The sequence below is a fragment of the Streptomyces sp. NPDC008313 genome, from assembly GCF_042956125.1.
Taxonomy (GTDB): Bacteria; Actinomycetota; Actinomycetes; order Streptomycetales; family Streptomycetaceae; genus Streptomyces.
Window position 1 is genome coordinate 1 of record NZ_JBIBFR010000041.1, and the last position, 20,996, is coordinate 20,996.

The window sequence follows — 20,996 nt, forward strand, 5'->3', positions numbered from 1 at the left end:
TGAACGGGTCGTCGGTGATCTTCGAGGCGTCCAGTTCGGCGGCGCTCGCGACGCCCGCGGCGGGCAGGTTCGTGGTGAACGCCAGCGCCGCCGCCGCCCCGGTGACGGTGAGGAAACGGCGGCGCCCCAGCCGGCGGGCGGCGCTGCGCAGTTCGGGGGCGTGCTGCGACGGGGCGTGCGGTGGCTGATGGGCTGCGGGTGTCATCTGGCCCTCCCCTGACGGTGGTGGTACGAGGCATTGGAGTCGTCAGGGTCGACGAGCATCTGTCGCGTACACAACAGTCAGATGTCGGCCGGGTGAGTTCCGGACACCGGACCACGCCACCGTCCCTGGACGGCCGCCCGTACCGCGACGCCCGCGGCCGGACCGGCATCGGCACCGCGGCGGCCGACATGAGGGAACTCCCCCTGGAGGCCGAGGAGACGGCCCACCCGGACCCGAGCCGCACCCCTCACACCCGCCCCAGCCGGTCCACAACTCAACCCACACAACCGGAAAATCATCTTCCGCACTGTTCCCGCCGGTGACAGACCTATGTTCTACTGGCCTCCACGCAAGCTTCACACTTGAAGCACAGGGCCTCCGCCAGCCGGAAACGCTCCATGCTTCGCCGAGGGGGGAGGCAGTCGTTCCGCGGCCCGGGTGGGGGCGGACCTCGCGCGGGACCGCGAGGTGAGCTCCGGACCGCGGAACGACTGCCGACATCCCACCGCTTCAGGGGACGTCATGACTGCCGGCATCCCAGGACCCCAGGGGATGTCAGCAGCTCCTACTGCTCCGCCTGCCGCCCCCGCCACCGGTTGCGCCACACCGCCGCGCCGCCCGCGACGAGCGCCACCGCTCCCCCGGCACCGCCCAGCAGCCCCCAGGACGACCCGTCCTTCGAGGCCGAACCCGGCGCACCGGCCGCAGCCTTGACCGACTTCCGCGTCGGCGAGGAAGTCGCGCCGCCCTCGCTGAGCGGATCGACGAGCGCGCCCACCGCACGCGCCCGCCCCGCCGACCTGAACCCCCAGTCGAGCAGCTCGGCCGTCTCCTCGTACACGGTGTTGCCGCCGCTTCTGGGGTGCATCACGGTGACGATGAGGGTGCGTCCGCCGCGGGTCGCCGCACCGGTGAAGGTGTTCCCGGCGTGGCTGGTGTAACCGTTCTTGACGCCGATCAGGCCCTTGTACGTCTCCATCCCCCACGCGCCCGTCAGCAGACGGTCGGTGTTCTGGATCTGGAAGGTCTTCTTGCCGGCCGGATAATCGGCGGTCCGCGTCGCGCAGTACTCCCTGAAGTCGGCGTTCTTCAGCCCGTGCCGGGCGAAGAGCGTGAGGTCGTACGCGGACGACGTCTGCCCCTTGTGGTCGAAGCCGTCGGGGCTGCGCACCTGGGTGTCCAGGGCCTGCAGGTCCTCCGCCTCGGCCTGCATCTGCGCGACCGTCTCGGCGACACCGCCGTTCATGTGGCTCAGGACGTGCACCGCGTCGTTGCCCGAGCGCAAAAAGACACCGAGCCACAACTGCTCCACGGTGTACGTGATGCCGGACTTGATGCCGACGAGGCTGGATCCCGCGGGCACGTCGGCCAGTTCGGCGTCGGTCACCTTGTGCGTGTCGGTCCGCTCGAACTTGTCCAGCACCGTGCCGGCGAACAGCATCTTCAGCGTGGACGCGGGGGCGAGACGCCGGTGCGCGTGGTACGAGGCGAGCACCTCGCCGCTGTCCCGGTCGGCCACCAGCCAGGCCCGGGCGGTGAGTTTCGGCGGCCGGGCGACCCCGCGCACCTGGACATCCGGGCGGCCCAGGCGCTCACCGCCGACGACGGCCGCCGCCGAGGCGGGGCCGGCCGCGGCGACGCCCGCCAGCGGCACGGCCACGGCGAGTCCGAGAGCGGCACGCCGGGAGAGCCGGTGGTGCGGGGAGGGCTGAGAGTCCGAACGCGGAGGCTCGGTGACGGAACGCCGGGATTCCGGTGAAGAGGCACGCATTCCGGGACCGTACAAAGCGGGAGCGGGGCGGTGCACGGCGGGGTCACAAAGGAATGGCAAAGGCGCGGGCCCGCCCGGTACGCGCCCCCACCGTCCCACCGGAGGGTGCCACCGGGACGGGCCCGCTCTTCTTCACCGCCACCCCATCCCACTGTCCGTTCCTGGCAGTTGCCCCTCAGCGGCCTGGGAATGGACTGTCTCACCGGAATCTGAGCGCGGGGCCCGCATTCTCAGCCCCTGCACACCTTGTACTCAGGGTGCCGAAAGAGTTCCTCCCTAGCTTGTGGTGCCGCGCCCACAGCGGGCGCCGAGAACCTTCGAGGAACGGGATGTTTGGCATCTATCTCAAGCGCGAGCTGAGCCGGCGCAAGAGGGCGGCTCTGGTCATCGCCATGGGTCTGGCGCTCGGTATCGCACTGGTCATCACCGTCAACTCGGTGTCGGCCGGTATGCAGCAGGCACAGGACAAGGTCCTCAAGTCGTTGTACGGGCTCGGTACGGACATGACGGTCACCAAGGCCATGGCGGCCCCCTCGGGGGACGCGTCGGGCCGGCCCAGGTTCGACTTCGACGCCAAGTCGGACGACGACACGACGCAGAGCTCCGACCGGGTGATGACCCAGGGCGGGCAGTCGCTGAAGTCCTCGCTCGTCACCGACGTCGCCGCGCAGAAGGGCGTCGCCGACGCGGTGGGCGCGCTCAGCCTGAACGTGACGAAGGTCGACGGCAGCTTCACCCAGGGCAAGGCGCAGTCATCGACGCAGCAGCAGGGCGGCGGCCAGGGCGGCCCCGGCGGCGGGCAGAGCACCGGCAGGCCGCGCGTCGAGGGCGGGGGCGCCTCCTTCGACGTCAACTCGTACTCGGTCGCCGGTGTGGACGTGAGCAACCAGGACCTGGGACCGCTCGCCACGTCGAAGGTCACCAAGGGGTCGACGTTCACGACGGCGCAGAGCGACGCGAAGGTCGCGGTGCTCAGCACCTCGTACGCCAAGAAGAACAAGAAGACGGTCGGGGGAGCCGTCACGATCTCCGGCACGAAGTACAAGGTCATCGGCATCGCCACGCCGGACAGCGGTGACTCGGCCACGGACGTCTATCTGCCGCTGAAGCAGGCGCAGACGCTGGGCGACGCGAAGAACAAGGTCACCACGATCTACGTCAAGGCGACCGACTCCCAGCAGATCGACGCTGTGAAGTCGGCCATCCAGAAGAACATCTCGGGGACGACGGTCACCACCTCCGCCGACCTCGCCGACACGGTCTCCGGTTCACTGTCGACGGCCGCGAACCTCGCGACCAGCGTGGGCAAGTGGCTCTCCGTCGCGGTGCTCGTCGCCGCGTTCCTGGTGGCCGCCCTGCTCACCTCCTCGGCGGTCAGCCGCCGTGTACGGGAGTTCGGCACGCTGAAGGCGCTCGGCTGGCCGTCGGGCAAGGTCACCCGGCAGGTCGTCGGCGAGTCCATGGTCAACGGCCTGCTGGGCGGCGCGCTCGGCATCGCCCTCGGCCTCGGCGCCGCGTACGCGGTGACGGCGATCAGCCCGAAGCTGACCGCCCAGCTCGGCTCGGGCGGTGGTACGGGCGGAGGTATGGGCGGCGGCCCCGGAGGTGGTGGCCCCGGCCGCCGGACGGCGTCCAGCACGATGGAGATCGCCCTGTCCGCACCGGTCTCGGCGACCACCATCGCGCTCGCGGCCGGCCTCGCCATCGCGGGCGGTCTGATCGCCGGCGCGATGGGCGGCTGGCGCGCCTCACGGATGCGGCCCGCGGACGCGCTGCGCAGCGTCTCGTAGACACCGGCCCGTGAACCGGCGCCCGCACCGGCGCCCGAGCCGGGGCGTCACGTCCGCACCCGCGAAACGTGACGCCCCGCCCCGCCCCACCTGATGTGACCTGACCTGAACCCCCCTGCTCTCACCTACGGAGAACGCAACCCATGTACAGACTGACCGGCGTCACCAAGCGCTACTCGCGGGGCAAGGAGACGGTGGACGCGCTGCGCGGTGTCGACCTCGTCATCGAGGACGGCGACCAGCTCGTCATCCAGGGCCCCACCGGCGGCGGCAAGTCCACGCTGCTCCAGATGATCGGCGGCCTCGACCGGCCCACCTCGGGCAGCGTCGAGCTGGACGGTGTCGACCTCGCCTCCATCAGCGAGGCCAGGCTGACCCGGCTGCGCGCCGAGAAGATCGGCATCATCTTCCAGGCGTTCAACCTCATCCCCACCCTGACCGCGCAGGAGAACGTCGAGACGGCGCTCGTCCCGCTCGGGGTGAAGCCCGCGGAGCGGCGCGAGCGGGCGGCGGAGGCGCTGCGGTCGGTCGGCCTCGGCGAGCGGCTCGGCCATGTGCCGACCGAGCTGTCCGGCGGCCAGCAGCAGCGGGTCGCCATCGCCCGCGCCCTGGTCAAGCGGCCCAAGGTGCTCCTCGCCGACGAGCCGACCGGCAACCTCGACGAGGGCACCCGCGACGACATCATGGCCCTGCTCGAAGGGCTGTGGCACGAGTACGGGCTGACGTTCGTCCTGGTCACCCACGACTCGTCGATCGCCCGCCGGGCACCGCGCCTGGCCACGATCAGAAAGGGCCGGATCACGCTGACCGAGCAGCACGCCGGGCAGCGGTCCGGGCAGCAGCCGGTGTCCTGAGATGCCGCCGGGCGGGCTCAGGCCTGGCCGGTCTCGAAGCGGGTGATCCTGCTGCCGTCGACCGTGAAGTGCCACCGGGTACGCATCTCGCCCCAGGCGTCGTTGCGGTAGCGGGCGACGAGGGCGAGGCCGCCGCGCGACTGGTTGTCGACGTCGATGTGGCCGTTCGAGGAGAAGATCTCCCGCTCGGTCCACTCGTCGAGGTCCCGGTCCAGGCCGTCGTCGGACATCGTCGCGTCGGGGGCGAGTACGGCCAGGAAGGCGTCGCGGTCGTGCGCGTTGAGGGCGGTGACGAAGGCCCGCACGGCCGGGTCGCTGAGTCTGGCTACCTGAATCGTCATGACAGCCAGGCTCACACCGGCTTCCACGGCCCGCCACTCACCCGCCACCCGAACGGCGGTCCGGACAGGTGGCGGGCGGGTACCCGGTGCGAACGTGGACGCATCGGCTGCCTGAGGAGAGACGCGAGATGACCTGTTTCGACCGAAGCGACGTGGGACTGCTGCTGCTCCGTCTGGGGACGGGCGGGGTGCTGGCCGCACACGGTGCGCAGAAGCTGTTCGGCTGGTTCGGCGGGGGCGGGGTCGCGGGGACCGGGCAGTTCATGGAGTCCGTCGGGTACGCGCCGGGCAAGGCGAGCGCGACGGCGGCGGGGCTGGCCGAGGCCGGCGGCGGCGCACTGCTCGCGCTCGGCCTCGCGACGCCTGCGGCCGGTGCGGCAGCGGCGGGTGCGATGGCGGGCGCGTCCGCGGTGCACGTACCCAACGGGTTCTTCGCCCAGAGCGGCGGCTACGAGCACGCGGCGTCGCTCGGGCTGACCGCGGCGGGCATCGCCGTGGCGGGCCCCGGCCGGCTCTCCCTCGACCACCTGCTGGGCCACACGGCGAACCGGGACTGGATGGTCCCCGTGGCTCTCGCCGTGACGGCGGCGGCCACGCTGGTGGTGGTGGGCGCGCGGACCAGGAGGGTGCGCCGGGCGGCCGAGGGCGAACAGGACCCGCTGTTCGAGGAGTAGGGCCTGAGGGGCGGCCGCCCGGATGGCAGGCTGCCGCCATGAGCGAAGAGAGCACGGGGCAGCCCGAGAACACCGGCGTCACGGATGACACGGGTGGCACGGACGTCACGGACGTCTGGGAGTCGATCGGGCGTCTGCACGCCTGGCTGGACGAGAACAGGGCGCACGGCGGGCAGGAGGGCCTGCTGCTGCGCATCCTGAAGCTGTCGGAGGAGGTCGGGGAAGTCGCCGAGGCGGTGATCGGCGCGACGGGCCAGAACCCGCGCAAGGGGACGTCCCACAGCTGTTATCTCTAGTAAGTCCTGAAGTTCAGTTACCTAAGTGACGTTTGCGCGTTCTCTACGTGACAGACAACTATCTTGGGGGACTTCAGTGACGTCAGCCAGACCCTCTTCCAAGCCCCGCGCCTACCGGGCTGAGAAGGCCATCAGGCCCTCCGATGAGGCAACGACGTGGATCGTCATCAGCAAGGACTACGAGATCCACCCTGAGGCGACTTCGTACCTGACCGCGCTGGCCTCCCAGGAGGACGCATCCGTCAATACCCTGCGCAGCTACGCGGGCCGGGTGGCGCTGTACCTGTCCTACTGTGCGGAGTTCGGTATCTGTTGGGCGGAACCCACCGTCGTTCAGCTTGCTCAGTTCCTGCACTGGCTGGTTGACAAACCCCTGCCGGCCAGGAGTCAGAGGGTGCTCGCCGAGCCCCGGCACCGCAGCAAGAAGACCGCGAACGCGATCATGACCACCACATGCCAGTTCCTCAGGCACTGCTCCCTGCACGGGTGGGTCGCCGCAGACTTGATCGCTCTGCTGACCGAGCCGAGGCTCCTCCACCACATGCCGACCGGTTACAACACCGGTGAGGACGATCAGTACCGCACTGTGCGTGCACGGAAGCTGAAGTTCAAAGTCGCCATCTCCGGCTACGAGTACCTGACCGACGAGCAGATCCTCCGCATCATCGACCTCACATGCCACTCTCGCGACCGGTTCCTGGTGACGCTCCTGGCAGAAACAGGTGTGCGCATCGGGGAAGCCCTGGGTCTGCGACGGGAGGACATGCATCTGCTGTCGAACTCGGCGACGCTCGGGTGCCGCACGGTCGGTCCTCACATCCATGTGCGCCGTCGCCAGAACTCCAATGGAGCCCTGGCCAAGTCGCGGCAGCCTCGGTCGGTCCCGGTCAGCGACGGCCTGGTCGGTCTCTACGCCGACTACCAGTGGGAACGGGAGGCCGTGCCCGAGGCCGCGTCCTGCGACATGACGTTCGTCAACCTGTTCCGTGGGCCTTTGGGTTCGCCGATGAAGTACCAAGCCACGTACGACCTGTTCGCGCGGCTTGCCAAACGGGCGGGCTTCGCCACACGACCGCACATGTTCCGGCACTCGGCCGCGACGCGGTGGATTCGCCAGGGCAAGCAGCGTCATGTGGTGCAGGACCTGCTCGGGCATGTCAGCGAGCAGTCGATGGAGATCTACCTGCACGCCAGCGACCAGGAAAAACGGGACGCTGTGACGGCGGTCTCGGAGATGCGAAGGGCCGCACAGCGGTGAATGACGGGGCCAATTTGGCGAGGAACGTAGGCATCGCGGCTCTGCCGACTGATGATCACCTGCTCCGGTCCTGGAACACCTGGCTTCAGGACGCCATCGACAAGTGCTGGAGGCCCGGTGAATGGAATCCTCACGATCTGCTGTTCGTCGGAGACCCGGACAACCCGCTCACTGGATCTCGACGCTGCCGTCATCCTCTCTGCGACTCCCCGACCGAGGGGCCGACGTACTGCGGAAGCTGCAACATCGATTACCGCGCGTCCAAACTGACGGAAACAGAGTTCGACCAGACCTTTGTCCCGCGACGCAACCGGAGGTTCCACGCCAGGCCTGAGCGATGCGTTGTCCCCGCTTGCGGACGTGACAGGATCAAAGGGCAGCTCTGCCACAGCCACTACTCGGTCTGGCGCAGCCATGTACGCAGGACTTACGGCCACGATGCCAGGATCAGCCGTTACGCGGCTGAGCGTGAGGCATGGGCAACTGCACAAGAGCCGTTCCCCGGGCTGCCTCTCTGCGCGGTCCGAGGGTGCCGAAGCGAGGAGAGCCTTCCGACGCACCTCTGCTATGCGCACCGCAACTTGTGGGCGGCGTGCGCCCGCGAGAGCGGCCGGGACAGCAGCGAGGACCTGGCCAGGTGGACCGAGACCCGGGTGCCGTTCCTCCTCCAGAACGAGTTCAGCCTCGTTCCTCTTGAGGAGACGACGCGCCTGGAACTGCTTTACGCCCTCCAGAAGAGGGACGCGCGGGGCCAGGTTCTCCGTCCGACTCAGGTCAGGAAGATCGTCAAGCTGCTCGCCGGCATCCCCTCGGTGGCTCTCGCGATTGGCGCCACGCCTGGCCCCTCCGACACCACATGCACGGCGACTCAGTCTCTGATCAAGGAAGTCAAGCGGGACATCACCAGAGGCCTCGACGCACACCGCGGTATCGACGAGACCGCCAAACCGGTGTGGGACCTGCGGGCGCTCGATACCCCTCTACCGGCGCGCACGCGGTCCGGGTTCCGCGTGCGTGAGGGCGAAATCGACTTCACCCCCATCCTCCAGCCATGGCTAAGGGAAGTAGCGATGCACTGGGCTCGCACGACGAGTCCGGGGTCCTCGGCTCTTCGTGACCGGCTCCTGGCCTGCACGATCGCCTCTCGTGCCCTCGCTACCCGGCGTGCTGGTTCCGACCCAGCCGGACTGGGTTTCGCGGACATGACGGCGGTCGTCAACGAGTTCAGGGTGTCCGTTCGCAGAGACGGGAAGCCCCGCAGCAACGACTCCCGGGCCCGGCTACTGAAGCTCTTCACGGAGCTCCTGGAATTCGGCCGAATCGAAGGAGTCCTTGATGATCTCTCTCCTCGGTTCGTTCTCCATACGAACGAGCACCGCATCAAGCGGGACAAAGTTGATGAGGACAACATCGGCAAGGCCCTTCCCGAGTCGGTCGTTGCTCAGCTCGACAAGCACGTCGACCTCATCGGTGTGGGGATGACCTACGGCAGTATGCCGACGGACTGCATCCGGGCCATGTTCCGCACGGTCTACGTGCTGCTGAGAGACACCGGACGCCGTCCCAACGAGATTGGCGCTCTTGGCCTGGGCTGCCTGGAGTACGACGGCGGTGAGTACCAGCTGATCTGGGACAACACCAAGGCACGTAGGCTCCGGCGACGCCTTCCCCTGGACAGGGACACGGTCAGCGCGGTGAAAGAGTGGACATCGGTCCGGGAGCGACTCGACCTGCCTTCTCGGACCCTCCCCTTCCTGTTCCCTGCGATCACCGACAATGCCGCCACCGGCCACCTGACTACCGGTAACATCGGTGCTGCCATCCGGACATGGGTCGATTCGATCCCGGAGATCCACTCCGAAGAACTCGGCCCGGACGGCGCACCATTGCCTTTCGAACGGTCGCTGATTTACCCGTACGCCTTCCGCCACACCTTCTGCCAGCGATACGCCGACGCCGGTATGCCGCAGCACGTCCTCCAGGACCTGATGGATCACAAGTCCGCCGACACCACTGCGGCTTACTACAAGGTGAGCATCAAGATGAAGCGGGAGGCCATCAACACCATCAAGAGTCTGACCACCGACCGCTTCGGCACTCCTGCTCCGATGAGATCGAGCACAGCGTACGAGATGCGGTCAGTAGCGGTGGCATTCGGAAACTGCATCGAACCCACCAACGTGAAGGCCGGCGGGAAGGCGTGCCCCATCCGGTCCCAATGCGCTGGCTGCGGCTCGTACCGACCCGATCCCTCCTACCTGCCTGCCGTTGAGGAGCACATCCGTGCGTTGAAGGCGGACCGTGAGGTCGCTGCCGCGGCCGGCGCCGCCGAGTTCGTCATCCGGAACCTGGACGACCAGATCGCTGCGTTCCAAGCCGTCCGTGAGAACCAGAAGGAGAAACTGGCTTCGATGCCCGATGAGATGCGACACGAGGTCGAGGAGGCCAGCAAGGTTCTGCGAAAGCTCCGTGCTGGGGCCTCGAAGGGCGCTGTGAGCCTGGGCATGCCCGCATTCGGTCCTCCGGAGGTAGTCGCATGACGGCGGAGCCGCGTACACGAGCTCAAGTGCTGCTTGAATCCCGGCAGAAGGCCAGTCGGGAGAAGCGCGCAAGGGTGCTCGCTGTAGTGGATCAGATGAAGGCCGACGGCGACCCGATCACGTTCCTCGCAGTCGCCAAGCGGGCTGGCGTCTCAAACTGGCTCGTCTACGCCGAAGGGGTTCGCGAGCACATCGAATCCGCTCGCGCGGGCCAGGCGGTCGGCGTAACTCGGCAGCGCAAGGAAGGAGCCGTGGCCAGCGCCGTGAGCCTGGCGACCGACCTTGAGTTTGCGCGTGCCCAGGTCCGGACGCTCACCGAAGAACGTGCCCGGCTCAGGGCCGCAGTGCAGCGCAGCCTCGGCGAGCAGGTCGACGCCGTCTCGGCCAAGGACTTGCTCGCCCGTGTTCAGGAGCTGTCCATCGCCAACCAACGGCTCGCCTCAGAGTTGGCCCGAGCCGAAGCAGACCGCGACAGCCTGCAGGATGATTTGGCCGAGGCACAGGACGACCTGGCCGCCGCCCGGACGGCCCTGCGGAACATGATGCGCGACCAGAACCGCGACTCAACGTAATCGCCCCTCAGATTGCTCGCAGGCGACCCTGGCCGTAGCAGCAGCCATGCGAAGCTGGGGCGTCCTTGTCGATGCTGATCACGCACATGCAACGATGTCACTCTTCCCCGCACGAAAGACACGCCAATGAGCCGTCTCGCGATACCCGACCTGGCCTGGTGGCGCGGGGACCCCGAGCGATGGGAACTTCTGGAGTTCGACGGGCAGCACACTGAGGATGGGCTGCCCATGGACGCCCGCTGGGAGGACAGGCAGCAGGTCCTCGAAGCCCTGGTCCGGGACCCTTGCCAGGAAGACGGGAGCTTCGCCCGGTTCCTGCTCCTTCAGGAGACACGCTGGCATGGGCATTCCTGGGGATTCAGCCACAGCATCGAACTCGCCGCCCTGCGGGTCGCCGAAGAGCGCCGTGCCGAGGACGTCTGGCTCCTGTGGGAAGCCGTCTGCCGGAGCTTCGACACCTGGTGCGGCCTTCCCCACCACCTGCTGCTCACTGCCGGAGTGTCCATCACCACGGAGTACGTCAAAGACTCTGGCCATCCCCAGCGGGACAACCTCTTGGAGCACCTCGGGAAAATCTCCCAGGTCACAGACAAGGAGGTCGCCCAGACACTGAGCCAGCGGCGCCGCTACTACGGCGAGATCCTCGACGAGTTGAGCGGGGAGTGAGACGGCGTGGAGATCACTGTGCAGTGGGTACGGACCTCGTGGACCAAGGAGTCGCGGGGAGGTGAGAGTGCCGCGCGCAGGAATGCCGCCCCGATCGGGTTCCCTCTTCCACATGCGTCGAGTTCGCTGGCGCACGTGGTGCGCATGCGTGAGGAGAACGACTTTCAGCCTCATGACACTCTTGAGGACCTCGGCGAGGTCAATGTCCAACTCCGTGAAGTCGAAGGACGCCTGCGGGTCTTCCCGCGAGTGCAGCCTTTGTTTGCCCTGCCGCCGCGGCGACGACGCCTGCCGGCCGTGCGACTTGTTCCCGGGCAGTGGGTCCGTTGGCAGCTGAACTACCGCTTCAGCAGCGCACTGGGGATCCGGGACTGGTCCTACTGGTTGGACACCTTCAACATCGCCTACGGACCGGTGACCACTGACCTGTTCTGTGGAACGCCTGACTTCTTCATCGACGAGCAGGGCCCCGTCCGCTAGCGCTGGCTGACTTGACCAGCGAGAGGTTGCGGCTCCCTGCCATCATGTGCCCGTGGTCACCATGGATTCCTCAAACGCCCCCGACCAACTACTCCGCGCCCAGCTGATGCAGGTGCTCAGCGGCATCGAGCCCTGGGACGACCAGGAGCAGAAACACCTCGCCACAGCAGCAGAGTGGATCACTGGCGGAGCGCCTCTCTATAGAACGCTGAAGCCCGCCACCCCCGCGACGCACCTGGTCAGCTACTTCGTCGTGCTCGATGAGACGCGCGAGGAACTCCTACTCGTTGCCCACCGCAAGGCCGGCTTGTGGCTTCCCAGCGGCGGCCACGTCGAGCCGACAGAGGATCCCTGGCACACAGTCCTTCGTGAATGCCGCGAAGAGCTGCGCATCGAAGCCGTCCCCGCCTCGGCCACCGGGGACCGCCCGATCTTCCTCACCGTCACACGTACTCGCGGCCAGGGACAGCACACTGATGTGTCCTTGTGGTACGTCCTGCGGGGGGAGGCAGGCCAGGTCACTTCCTTCGACGAAGCCGAGTTCGACGCGATCAAGTGGCTCTCCTTGGACCAGGTCCTCGCCACACCAGCGGACACCCTCGACCCCCACATGCACCGGTTCACTCGCAAGCTAATGAGCTTGCTGGCCCTGCGTAGGAACACGCGGTGATGACCTCCGATCACCCGAAGAAGACGTGCCTCACGTAACTGACATCCGTAGAGCGCTCTGACCAGCATGTATTTGAGTACAACCCCAGATAACAGCTGGGACGACGTACGGTCCGAACTCTGCGACGTGGCTTTGACGGCCCTGGTCGCCCTGCGTTCCCTGACGCCGGACGCACGGGAGTTCTTCGAGGCGCACCTGGCCGGCGTCACCGGCCGCTCCCTGGGCGCGCCGGAATCCCGGTCTTCGTGACGGGGGTTTAGCGCCCGCTCTCGCGCACCTCCGCACGGGCCATCAGCTCGTCCCGGGTGAGGAAGCCGGTCCCGGTCGCCGGGACCGTGCAGGCGTGGGCCCCGGCGATCGCCCCGTAGCGGGCGGCCTCCGCCGGGGTGGTGCCGGTGAGTCTCCCGAAGAGGTAGCCGGCCGCGAAGGAGTCGCCCGCGCCGTTGGAGTCGACGATGGCGGCGGGCGGCGTCACGCTGGGCACGTGGGTCAACTCCCCGTCGAACAGCAGGTAGGCGCCCTCGGCCCCGGCGGTGGCCACGACCTCGGTGGCCCGCCCGCGCTCGGCGATCCGCCGCATGGTCTTCTCCGGGTCGGCCAGGGCCGCGGTCGACAGGAGCACGATGTCTGCCTCACGGGCGAACGCCTCGTGATACGCGTCGACGCCGTCCCAGTCGTGCAGGTCGGTGGAGATCGTCACGCCCGCGGAACGCAGGACCGGCAGGGCGTCGGCGCAGGGCTGGGTGATGGACACGTGCGCGTGCCGGCTCACCCGGGCGAGGGCGGCGACGGTGTCCGGGGGCAGCCGGTCCCCGTCCCGCGACCGGCCGGTGTCGTACAGCGACAGCCGCCGGCCGTCGGGGCCGACCAGGTTCACCGCCCGCTTGGTCCCGGCGGGCTGCGGGACGGCGGTGAGGGCGATGCCGCGGTCCCGGTGCAGGGCCCGGACCAGATCGCCCTCGTGATCGTCGCCGACCATGTCGATGTGATGCGTCCGCAGCCCCAGCGCGTGCGTCCCCAGGGCCACGAAGTCCCCGGTCTGTCCGGCCCGCGCCTCGATCGCCGGCACCATATGGCTGTCGGCGTACGGAAGCGGCAGCTCCGGCACGTGCACGATGGTGTCGACTCCCGCCCCGCCCAGGACGAGAACATCGATCTCCGTACTCAACTGAACTCCCTGCGACGGTGAACGGCCCGCGCGGCCCTCCGCGACAGCCTGACAGGCCGGCCCTCCCCACGGAACCGGACAAACACATCACTACCAGCCGATCCGCCGTGTCGTCTCGGCCAAGGAGAACGGCGGTCCACGTACCGACGCCGGCGCCGGGCGCGAGAGGCTCAGGCGAGCCGCCGCCCCCTCTTCGCCGACTGCCGGTTGTGACCCTTCGTGTCCCACCACTCCTCCAGGTGGGCATGGACGAGGCGCACGAGCTGCCGCAGCCGGTCGGGGGCGGGCGCGGGCGAGGTGAGCACATCCGTCCAGGACGTGTCGTTCCAGGGCAGAGCGACCACCCAGCTCTCGTCCGGGTGGCCGGGGCGGCGCACGGTGAGCCAGTACGTCAACGTCACGCCGCGGTCCGGACGGTGCTCGACCGACATCTCGACGACGTCGAACCGGAGTCCGTAAGCGGGAACGTACGAGCGACTCAGCACCCGCTCGGCCGGTGTCTGTTCCTCCACGGGGACCCATCATCCTCCCCCCTCGGCCCACGCCTCAGCACGGCATCCACCAGGCAGCAGAGCCGGCGACGGCCGGCTGATCGACCTTGCAGGCCGTCAGGAAATCAGTGGTCCCGGCCGCGTACCGATGACGGTGCGGAACGTCTCCACTCGCGTGCACTGCCTCCTCCAAGGCAAAGCCGCTGGTGGCGGCAGACGAGTCGGGCTGTACGCCGGGTTCTGTTCCGGGGGGTCCTCGCGGGCCCTCCGGCGACGGCCATCCATCTAGGGCCGGCGTTGCCGCCGGCCTCGTGCGGTCTACCCGCGGACTCGGGTGGGCAGCCCTCGAACGTCCGCGCAGAGCGCCTTTCACAGCGCTCCTCTTGACCTTGCTCCAGGTGGGGTTTACCTAGCCGCCTGAGTCACCTCAGGCGCTGGTGGTCTCTTACACCACCGTTTCACCCTTACCGAGGACGCGAGGTCCCCGGCGGTCTGTTTTCTGTGGCACTGTCCCGCGGGTCACCCCGGGTGGCTGTTGGCCACCACCTTGCCCTGTGGAGCCCGGACGTTCCTCGGGAAGGTCCACAAGAACCTCCACGCGGCCGCCCGCCCGGCTCGTCTGCCGTACGGACCATGCTACCGGTCACCGGGGCCCGTCCCGCCGCGAGGCACCTCGGCCGGCGCTCAGAGGAAGTCGGTGGTCTCCAGGTCGAAGGAGAAGGGGGCGGGAAGAGGGACCGGCTTGCCGAAGGGGCGCGTGCAGAGCTGGCGGTAGTCGTCGCCCTCCGGATCACTGAACACAGTGACGGAGGACGCCTCGCGGTCGACCAGCAGGTAGAGAGGGATGCCACCACGGGCGTAGCAGCGGCGCTTGGTCTCGCGGTCGGCCTGCGGCTTGGTGGACGTGACCTCGACGACCATGGCGACGCCGTCGCAGGGCATCCAGGAGTCGGCGCCCCGGAGGAGCCGCAGGTCTGCGGGGGCGAACGTGCCGTCGGGAATCAGATGGCTCTTGGGACAGCTGCCCCCGCTCGGCAGCTTCAGGCCCTTGTTCGCGGAGTAGTCCATGTCGGTCCGCGAGCGCCTGATCACCTGTTTCAGTACGCGGTTGATGTAGTCCTCGTGGTCCCCGTCCGGCGGCGGCGTCACGACGATCTCCCCCTCGATCAGCTCCGCCCGGAAACCCTCTGGGGTGTCCAGGGCGAGAAAGCCCTCCAGCAGGACGTCCGCCTGCGTGAGCGGCTCGTGTGCCATGGCAGTCATGTCACGCCCCTCCTTCGGTCGCTCTCCAGAGTGGGACATCGGTGGATCACCCGTCCGTGAGATGGGGAACTGATCCCTCGATCGTGGCACAGGTCCCCTGTCCTCGACCGGGTTCACGCCGGGGCGAACGTCACCTTCGCCGTGGCCGGGTCCGCCCGGATGAGACGGACCCGGAGGGGTTCGCCGAGGGGGAGGGGGCCGTCGGGGCCGACGACGCGGGCCACCACCGCCGGGGACTCCAACTGGACCGTGCCGGACGAGGGTTCGCGGTCCTGGACGTCCACCACCCAGGCGTCGAAGACGTCGCCGACGCGGTCCTTGAGCAGGGCCGCCTCGACGAGGTCGACGCATCCCCGCTCGACGGAGCCCGCGCGCCGGGTGCCCTCCGCCATCTCCCCCGGGAGGCCGTCGAGCGCCGCGCCGACCCACTCGGGGGGCGGGGCGTCCGCCGACGCGGCCAGGCACAGCTCGGAGGCGTACCGGTCCACGAGGCGGCGCAGCGGTGCGGTGCAGTGGGCGTAGGGCGCGGCGACCGCGGCGTGCGAGGTGACCTCCGGGATCCGGCCGTCCCGGAAGACGGTGTACCCGGCGCCGCGCAGCAGCGTCGTGCACTCCAGGAGGAAGGCCGCGTGCCGCGCGCTGTGCGGGTCGAGGGAGCGGATGAGCGCCGCGTACGAGACGTGGTGCGGCCAGTCGATGCGCAGCGCCTTCGCCGTGCGGCGCAGTCTGCCGACCGCGCCGTCGGGGGCGGCGGGCAGCGTGCGCAGCACACCGGTGCCGTGCGCGAGCATCAGGTCGGCCGCGGCCATACCGGTGAGCAGGGAGATCTGCGCGTTCCAGCCCTCGGCGGGCAGGGGTGCCCGGTAGGCGAGCCGGTACGTGCCGTCCTGCTCGACGATCTCCTGCTCGGGCACGTTGAGCGAGATGCCTCCGCGCTCCGCCTCCAGGCCCTCCCTGAGCAGCCCGATCTCCTTGAGCAGCGCAAACGGTTCCTCGGCTGTGCCGTCGTCGATCCGCCGCTGGACGTGTGCGTAGTCGAGCTTCGCGCGGCTGCGGACGAGTGCCCGGCGTACGTCCGTGGCGACCGTGCGGCCGTCCGCGTCGAGGTCGATCGTCCACAGGACCGCCGGGCAGGTCTGGCCGGGCAGCAGGCTCGCCGCGCCCTCGCTCAGGGGGGCCGGGTGCAGGGGGACCCTCTCGTCCGGGAAGTAGAGGGTGGTGACGCGGCGGTGGGCCTCGGCGTCGAGCGCGCCGAGGGGGGCCACGAAGGCGGCGACGTCGGCGATCGCGTAGCGGACGCGGAAGCCGGGGCCTGACGCCGGGCCGTTCGCGCCGTCCGGGTGCGGGGCCCGGGCCGGGCGGCGGGACAGGTGCATCGCCTGGTCGAGGTCGGTGGAGGCGGGCGGGTCGATGGTGAAGAGGGGGATGTCCGTCGCGTCGTACGCGGGCAGCGCCGGGGCGCGCGCCGCCCGTACGGCCTCGGACAGCACCTCGTCCGGGAAGGCCTCGGGCACATCCAGTTGGGCGCGCAGCGCATGGAGGGCGGCCCGCAGCGGGACCTCGGCTGCGCCGGTGACACGTATCGGGCGGCGGGGCATACGGCGAGCGTAGGCCGGGAGGGACGACGCGGCACGCCGGGCGAGGGGCGGGCTGAGCCCGCGGCCCGGCGGCGGGGCCGCGGCCGGGCGAGCAGGCGGCGGGGCCCGGACGGTTGGACTGGCAGCGGGGCGGCAGGACGAGGCCGGATGGCCTGCCGGGCGGGGCGGTGGGAATCGGGGCGGGTGGCGGGTGGCCAGGGCGGCGGGAATCGGGGGTCAGTGGTCAGGGCCCGTGGCCAGGGTGCCGTGGGGAGGCACCGGCTCCGGATCGGGGGCCGCGGCGGGCGCCGTACGCTGAGGCGGGGCCGCATCCCCGCTTTCCGTGCCGTGAGGAGATACCACCGTGCTCGTGCTGTTGCCGCCGTCCGAAGGCAAGGCCCCCTCCGGCCGCGGCGCCCCCCTGAAGCCGGAGTCGCTGTCCCTGCCGGGGCTGGCCGAGGCACGCCGGGCCGTCCTCGACGAGCTGGTCGAGCTGTGCGCGGGCGACGAGGACAAGGCCCGCGAGGTGCTCGGTCTGAGCGAGGGCCTGCGCGGCGAGATCGCGAAGAACGCCGCACTGCGCACCGCCGGTACGCGTCCGGCCGGTGAGGTCTACACCGGTGTCCTGTACGACGCCCTGGACCTGGCCTCGCTCGACCCGGCCGCCAAACGCCGCGCCGGCCGCTCGCTGCTGGTCTTCTCCGGGCTGTGGGGCGCCGTCCGGATCGGCGACCGCATCCCCTCGTACCGCTGCTCGATGGGTGTGAAGCTGCCCGGTACCGGGGCGCTGGCGGCGCACTGGCGTGCTCCGATGGCGGCCGTGCTGCCCGAGGCCGCGGACGGCGGGCTCGTGCTCGATCTGCGCTCCTCGGCGTACGCGTCCGCGTGGAAGCCGCAGGGCGAGGTCGCGGAGCGCACGGCGACCGTGCGGGTGCTGCACGCGCGGACGGTGGACGGGGTCGAGAAGCGGTCCGTCGTCAGCCACTTCAACAAGGCGACCAAGGGCCGGATCGTCCGCAGCCTCCTCAGCGCGGGCGCCGCTCCGAAGGACCCGGCCCGGCTGACGGAGGCCCTGCGCGACCTCGGCCACGTGGTGGAGGCGCGGGCCCCGAAGCGGGCGGGAACCCCGTGGACGCTGGACGTGGTGGTGCGGGAGATCCACTGACCGCCGTCACGGCGCCGTCGGGCGCCGTCGGGCGCCGTCGCGACAGAGCCCCCCGTTGCATCATGCGCAACGACCTTTGCGCATGATGCACCCGCCGGGCAGGATGAGGGCATGACCTCGTCGCTGCCCCCGTCGCCGTCCCCCTCGGTGCTGGATCTCGCCCCCGTCGTCCCCGTCGTCGTCGTGACGGACGCCGCCGACGCCGTCCCGCTCGCCCGGGCGCTGGTCGCGGGCGGGCTGCCCGCGATCGAGGTGACCCTGCGGACGCCCGCCGCCCTGGACGCGATCCGGGCGATCGCGGACGGGGTCCCGGAGGCGGTCGTCGGCGCCGGCACGGTGCTCTCGCCGGTCCAGGTGACGGCGTCGGTGGACGCCGGAGCGCGTTTCCTGGTGAGTCCCGGCTGGACGGACGCGCTGCTGGACGCGATGCGGGCGTCCGGGGTGCCGTTCCTGCCGGGGGTGTCCACCACGTCGGAGGTGGTGGCGCTGCTGGAGCGCGGGGTGCGCGAGATGAAGTTCTTCCCGGCCCGCGCGGCGGGCGGCACCGCCTACCTCAAGTCGCTGGCCGGCCCGCTCCCGCACGCCCGGTTCTGCCCGACCGGCGGCATCGACGCCGCCTCCGCCCCCGACTACCTCGCCCTGCCCAACGTGGGCTGTGTGGGCGGCAGCTGGATGCTCCCCGGCGACGTCGTCGCGGCCCGGGACTGGGCGCGCGTGGAGACGCTGGCCCGGGAGGCGGCGGCGCTTCGGGACGGCCGTTAGGCAGCCCGCCGGGGGGCACGGTACGACCCCCGGGCGGCCCGCCGTCGGGCTCAGCGCAGGTGCGACGTGTCGTTGAGCCCTCGCACGGTCGCGTTCCCGTCCGCGTAGTAGGCCACCTCCGACAGCGACGCCGCCGACAGTTCCATCCGGAACAGTGCCTCGGGCGGTGCCCCCAGGGCGAGCCGCACCAGGGTCTTGACCGGCGTGACGTGGCTGACGAGCAGGACCGTGCGGCCCGCGTACGCGGCGGTGAGCGCGTCCCGCGTGGCGGCGACCCGCTCGGTGACCGCGGCGAAGCTCTCGCCCCCGCCGGTGGGTTCCGCGTCCGCCGAGGCCAGCCAGGCGTCCAGGTCCCGGGGGTGGCGCTCACGGACCTCGGCGAAGGTGAGGCCCTCCCAGTGTCCGAAGCCGGTCTCCCTGAGGCCGTCCTCGACGGCGACGTCGAGCCCGAGCCGCTCCGCGACGATCCCCGCGGTCTGCAGGCACCGCGCGAGCGGGGAGGAGACGACGGCCGTGAGGTCGCCCCGGGCGGCCAGCGCGCGGGCGGCGCGCTCCGCCTGGTCGCGGCCCGTGGCCGAGAGCGCCGGATCGCTCCCGCCGCTCCCGGAGAACCGCTTCCGCGGCGTCAGCGGGGTCTCGCCGTGGCGCAGCAGTACGAAGGCCGCGGGCGCCCCGAGATCGGGCGGCGGCGAGCCGGACACGGCGACGTTCCGCGCGGCCCGCACGTCGGCACCCGCCTTCGCGGCCCGCGCCCCGGCTCCCGCGTCGGCCTCGCCCGCCCCCGTCCCGGACTCCCCCACGCGGACGCCCGCCCTACAGACCCGACTCGGAGGTCCGGACCAGGATGCGGCGGCAGTTCTCGCAGCGCAGCACCGTGTCCGGGGCCGCCGCCTTCACCTCGTTGACCTCGGTGATGTTGAGCTCCAGGCGGCAGCCCTCGCAGCGGCGCTGGTAGAGGCGGGCCGCGCCGACGCCGCCCTGCTGCTCGCGCAGCTTGTCGTAGAGCTTCAGCAGGTCCGCGGGGACGGAGGCGGCGATGACCTCGCGCTCCTTCGTCACCGAGGCGGCCTCGCCGTCCAGCTCCTCGAACGCGCTGTCGCGGCGGCTGATCGCGTCGTCGGTCTTCGCCTGCACGGAGGAGACCCGTCCGGTCAGCTCACCGACCCGCTCCTGCGCGGACTCGCGGCGCTCCATGACCTCGAGGACGACGTCCTCCAGGTCGCCCTGGCGCTTGGCGAGGGAGGTGATCTCCCGCTGGAGGTTCTCCAGGTCCTTCGGGGAGGTGACGGCGCCCGAGTCGAGGCGCTGCTGGTCGCGGGCGGCCCGCGTACGGACCTGGTCGACGTCCTGCTCCGCCTTGGTCTGCTCGCGGGCGCAGTCGCTCTCCTCGGTCTGCGCGGCGACGAGCAGGTCGCGCAGCTGGATGAGGTCCTTGTTCAGCGACTCGATCTCGGCGTGCTCGGGGAGCGACCTGCGCTTGTGGGCGAGCTGCTGCAGGCGGGTGTCGAGGGCCTGGACGTCGAGAAGTCGGATCTGGTCGGCGGGCGCGGCGTTCAGTTGGGGGCTCCAGATGTGTCCGTAGGGGAGGACGCCGCGTGGGCGGTCCAGGGGTCGGTGACCGTCTTGGAGACGTGCACGCGCAGGTCCCATCCGTGACGGTCGGAGATCTCGTCGAGCTGGGCGGCCGCCAGCTCGCACCAGGGCCACTCGGTGGCCCAGTGCGCCGCGTCGAGCAGCGCGAGAGGACTGGGGGCGCCGTCCGCCAGGAACTCGGACGCCGGGTGGTGGCGCAGGTCCGCGGTGAGGAAGGCGTCGACGCCGGCGGCGCGTACGGCGCCGAAGAGGCTGTCGCCGGATCCGCCGCTCACCGCGACGGTCCGTACGACCGCGTCGGGGTCGCCCGCGACGCGGATGCCCTGCGCGGTGGCCGGCAGCCGCTCGGCGGCCCGCGCGGCGAACTCGCTCAGCGTCATCGGGTGGTCCGGTTCGCACACGCGGCCGAGGCCGCGGCGGCCGTCGGCGTCCGCCGGATCCGGTACGAGGGGGCGCAGGACCCGCAGGTCCAGCGCTCCGGCGAGGGCGTCCGAGACGCCGGGGTCGGCGCGGTCGGCGTTGGTGTGCGCCACGTGCAGCGCGATGTCGTTCTTGATCAGCGTGTGGACGACGCGGCCCTTGGCGGTGCCGGCGGAGACGGTGGTCGTCCCGCGCAGATAGAGCGGGTGGTGGGTGACCAGCAGGTCGGCGTGGAGAGCGCGCGCCTCCTCGACGGTCTCCCGGACCGGGTCGACGGCGAACAGGACCCGGGTGACCTCCTGGCCGGGGTCTCCGCAGACCGTGCCGACCGCGTCCCACCCCTCGGCCCGCTCGGGCGGCCAGAGGGCGTCGAGCGCGGCGATGACTTCAGACAGACGGGGCACGGTCAAAGGCTACCTGGCCCGCACCCCTCCCCCGCC

Annotated in this window: 20 protein-coding genes, 1 other RNA gene and 3 pseudogenes; 13 read left to right on the top strand and 11 right to left on the bottom strand. The window is 70.4% G+C overall.

What is annotated here, in order from left to right; all coding sequences use genetic code 11:
* Window positions 1-205 (bottom strand): annotated as a pseudogene (locus ACFY93_RS33245) (alkaline phosphatase); the annotation flags it as partial.
* A gap of 565 nt (window positions 206-770) precedes the next feature.
* Window positions 771-1,976 carry a D-alanyl-D-alanine carboxypeptidase family protein gene (locus ACFY93_RS33250; protein ID WP_391365649.1) on the bottom strand — a complete coding sequence of 402 codons (1,206 nt, stop codon included), beginning with the start codon at window positions 1,974-1,976 and terminating at the stop codon, window positions 771-773.
* 329 nt (window positions 1,977-2,305) lie between these two features.
* On the opposite strand from ACFY93_RS33250, the gene ACFY93_RS33255 reads away from it, so the two are divergent.
* A complete protein-coding gene (locus ACFY93_RS33255; RefSeq protein ID WP_391365650.1) occupies window positions 2,306-3,766 on the top strand; it encodes an ABC transporter permease in 1,461 nt (486 codons plus the stop codon).
* Between the two features lie 143 nt (window positions 3,767-3,909).
* Complete coding sequence (locus ACFY93_RS33260; RefSeq protein WP_391365651.1) at window positions 3,910-4,620, top strand: ATP-binding cassette domain-containing protein; 711 nt, start codon at window positions 3,910-3,912, stop codon at window positions 4,618-4,620.
* Window positions 4,621-4,637: 17 nt separating this feature from the next.
* Here ACFY93_RS33260 and ACFY93_RS33265 read toward each other — a convergent pair whose 3' ends face one another.
* Window positions 4,638-4,961, bottom strand: coding sequence for a nuclear transport factor 2 family protein (locus tag ACFY93_RS33265; RefSeq protein ID WP_391365652.1), 324 nt, complete (start codon window positions 4,959-4,961; stop codon window positions 4,638-4,640).
* Window positions 4,962-5,089: 128 nt separating this feature from the next.
* Between ACFY93_RS33265 and ACFY93_RS33270 the strand changes: the two genes are divergently transcribed.
* From ACFY93_RS33270 to ACFY93_RS33310, 9 genes and pseudogenes are all read left to right on the top strand, one after another.
* Window positions 5,090-5,635, top strand: coding sequence for a DoxX family membrane protein (locus tag ACFY93_RS33270; protein WP_391365653.1), 546 nt, complete (start codon window positions 5,090-5,092; stop codon window positions 5,633-5,635).
* A gap of 38 nt (window positions 5,636-5,673) precedes the next feature.
* Window positions 5,674-5,919: pseudogene (locus ACFY93_RS33275) on the top strand (MazG-like family protein); the annotation flags it as partial.
* Window positions 5,920-6,007: 88 nt separating this feature from the next.
* Window positions 6,008-7,189: a tyrosine-type recombinase/integrase gene (locus ACFY93_RS33280; protein ID WP_391365654.1), complete on the top strand. Its 1,182-nt coding sequence runs from the start codon at window positions 6,008-6,010 to the stop codon at window positions 7,187-7,189.
* A 653-nt stretch (window positions 7,190-7,842) separates the two neighbouring features.
* On the top strand, window positions 7,843-9,729 hold the full coding sequence (locus ACFY93_RS33285) for a tyrosine-type recombinase/integrase (RefSeq protein WP_391365655.1): 1,887 nt from the start codon (window positions 7,843-7,845) through the stop codon (window positions 9,727-9,729).
* 26 nt (window positions 9,730-9,755) lie between these two features.
* Window positions 9,756-10,301: a DUF6262 family protein gene (locus ACFY93_RS33290; RefSeq protein ID WP_391365656.1), complete on the top strand. Its 546-nt coding sequence runs from the start codon at window positions 9,756-9,758 to the stop codon at window positions 10,299-10,301.
* Window positions 10,302-10,427: 126 nt separating this feature from the next.
* Window positions 10,428-10,967: a hypothetical protein gene (locus ACFY93_RS33295; protein WP_391365657.1), complete on the top strand. Its 540-nt coding sequence runs from the start codon at window positions 10,428-10,430 to the stop codon at window positions 10,965-10,967.
* Window positions 10,968-10,973: 6 nt separating this feature from the next.
* Window positions 10,974-11,447, top strand: a complete 474-nt coding sequence (locus tag ACFY93_RS33300; protein ID WP_391365658.1) for a hypothetical protein — start codon at window positions 10,974-10,976, stop codon at window positions 11,445-11,447.
* Window positions 11,448-11,508: 61 nt separating this feature from the next.
* Entirely contained in the window at window positions 11,509-12,117 is a 609-nt protein-coding gene (locus tag ACFY93_RS33305) for an NUDIX domain-containing protein (protein ID WP_391365675.1), read from the top strand.
* 66 nt (window positions 12,118-12,183) lie between these two features.
* Window positions 12,184-12,366, top strand: a complete 183-nt coding sequence (locus tag ACFY93_RS33310) for a hypothetical protein (protein WP_391365678.1) — start codon at window positions 12,184-12,186, stop codon at window positions 12,364-12,366.
* Between the two features lie 7 nt (window positions 12,367-12,373).
* Here ACFY93_RS33310 and ACFY93_RS33315 read toward each other — a convergent pair whose 3' ends face one another.
* The 5 genes from ACFY93_RS33315 to ACFY93_RS33335 form a co-directional block, all read right to left on the bottom strand.
* Entirely contained in the window at window positions 12,374-13,285 is a 912-nt protein-coding gene (locus ACFY93_RS33315; RefSeq protein WP_391365659.1) for a PfkB family carbohydrate kinase, read from the bottom strand.
* 170 nt (window positions 13,286-13,455) lie between these two features.
* Window positions 13,456-13,797 carry a hypothetical protein gene (locus ACFY93_RS33320; protein ID WP_391365660.1) on the bottom strand — a complete coding sequence of 114 codons (342 nt, stop codon included), beginning with the start codon at window positions 13,795-13,797 and terminating at the stop codon, window positions 13,456-13,458.
* A gap of 192 nt (window positions 13,798-13,989) precedes the next feature.
* Window positions 13,990-14,394, bottom strand: an RNA gene (rnpB, locus tag ACFY93_RS33325) — RNase P RNA component class A.
* A gap of 66 nt (window positions 14,395-14,460) precedes the next feature.
* Entirely contained in the window at window positions 14,461-15,039 is a 579-nt protein-coding gene (locus tag ACFY93_RS33330; protein ID WP_391365661.1) for a Uma2 family endonuclease, read from the bottom strand.
* Window positions 15,040-15,152: 113 nt separating this feature from the next.
* Window positions 15,153-16,637 (bottom strand): RNB domain-containing ribonuclease, encoded by a 1,485-nt coding sequence (locus tag ACFY93_RS33335; RefSeq protein ID WP_391365662.1) that lies wholly within the window; start codon window positions 16,635-16,637, stop codon window positions 15,153-15,155.
* Window positions 16,638-16,980: 343 nt separating this feature from the next.
* Between ACFY93_RS33335 and yaaA the strand changes: the two genes are divergently transcribed.
* Together yaaA and eda are read left to right on the top strand one after the other, a co-directional pair.
* Window positions 16,981-17,781, top strand: coding sequence for a peroxide stress protein YaaA (yaaA, locus tag ACFY93_RS33340; protein ID WP_391365663.1), 801 nt, complete (start codon window positions 16,981-16,983; stop codon window positions 17,779-17,781).
* Window positions 17,782-17,892: 111 nt separating this feature from the next.
* Entirely contained in the window at window positions 17,893-18,543 is a 651-nt protein-coding gene (gene eda, locus ACFY93_RS33345) for a bifunctional 4-hydroxy-2-oxoglutarate aldolase/2-dehydro-3-deoxy-phosphogluconate aldolase (RefSeq protein WP_391365664.1), read from the top strand.
* A gap of 50 nt (window positions 18,544-18,593) precedes the next feature.
* On the opposite strand, the pseudogene ACFY93_RS33350 reads toward eda, so the two are convergent.
* The 3 genes and pseudogenes from ACFY93_RS33350 to ACFY93_RS33360 form a co-directional block, all read right to left on the bottom strand.
* Window positions 18,594-19,310, bottom strand: a pseudogene (locus ACFY93_RS33350) (histidine phosphatase family protein); the annotation flags it as partial.
* 46 nt (window positions 19,311-19,356) lie between these two features.
* Window positions 19,357-20,100 (bottom strand): C4-type zinc ribbon domain-containing protein, encoded by a 744-nt coding sequence (locus ACFY93_RS33355; protein ID WP_391365676.1) that lies wholly within the window; start codon window positions 20,098-20,100, stop codon window positions 19,357-19,359.
* Window positions 20,097-20,960, bottom strand: a complete 864-nt coding sequence (locus ACFY93_RS33360) for a Nif3-like dinuclear metal center hexameric protein (RefSeq protein WP_391365665.1) — start codon at window positions 20,958-20,960, stop codon at window positions 20,097-20,099. The genes ACFY93_RS33355 and ACFY93_RS33360 overlap by 4 nt, the downstream gene beginning before the upstream one ends.
* Window positions 20,961-20,996 lie beyond the last annotated feature (36 nt).

What these genes read in the sequence shown, in the direction of transcription:
- ACFY93_RS33250 (WP_391365649.1), bottom strand. Translation starts at nt 1,976, where the DNA reads ATGCGTGCCTCTTCACCGGAATCCCGGCGTTCCGTCACCGAGCCTCCG.
- ACFY93_RS33255 (WP_391365650.1), top strand. Translation starts at nt 2,306, where the DNA reads ATGTTTGGCATCTATCTCAAGCGCGAGCTGAGCCGGCGCAAGAGGGCG.
- ACFY93_RS33260 (WP_391365651.1), top strand. Translation starts at nt 3,910, where the DNA reads ATGTACAGACTGACCGGCGTCACCAAGCGCTACTCGCGGGGCAAGGAG.
- ACFY93_RS33265 (WP_391365652.1), bottom strand. Translation starts at nt 4,961, where the DNA reads ATGACGATTCAGGTAGCCAGACTCAGCGACCCGGCCGTGCGGGCCTTC.
- ACFY93_RS33270 (WP_391365653.1), top strand. Translation starts at nt 5,090, where the DNA reads ATGACCTGTTTCGACCGAAGCGACGTGGGACTGCTGCTGCTCCGTCTG.
- ACFY93_RS33295 (WP_391365657.1), top strand. Translation starts at nt 10,428, where the DNA reads ATGAGCCGTCTCGCGATACCCGACCTGGCCTGGTGGCGCGGGGACCCC.
- ACFY93_RS33305 (WP_391365675.1), top strand. Translation starts at nt 11,509, where the DNA reads ATGGATTCCTCAAACGCCCCCGACCAACTACTCCGCGCCCAGCTGATG.
- ACFY93_RS33310 (WP_391365678.1), top strand. Translation starts at nt 12,184, where the DNA reads ATGTATTTGAGTACAACCCCAGATAACAGCTGGGACGACGTACGGTCC.
- ACFY93_RS33330 (WP_391365661.1), bottom strand. Translation starts at nt 15,039, where the DNA reads ATGACTGCCATGGCACACGAGCCGCTCACGCAGGCGGACGTCCTGCTG.
- ACFY93_RS33335 (WP_391365662.1), bottom strand. Translation starts at nt 16,637, where the DNA reads ATGCCCCGCCGCCCGATACGTGTCACCGGCGCAGCCGAGGTCCCGCTG.
- eda (WP_391365664.1), top strand. Translation starts at nt 17,893, where the DNA reads ATGACCTCGTCGCTGCCCCCGTCGCCGTCCCCCTCGGTGCTGGATCTC.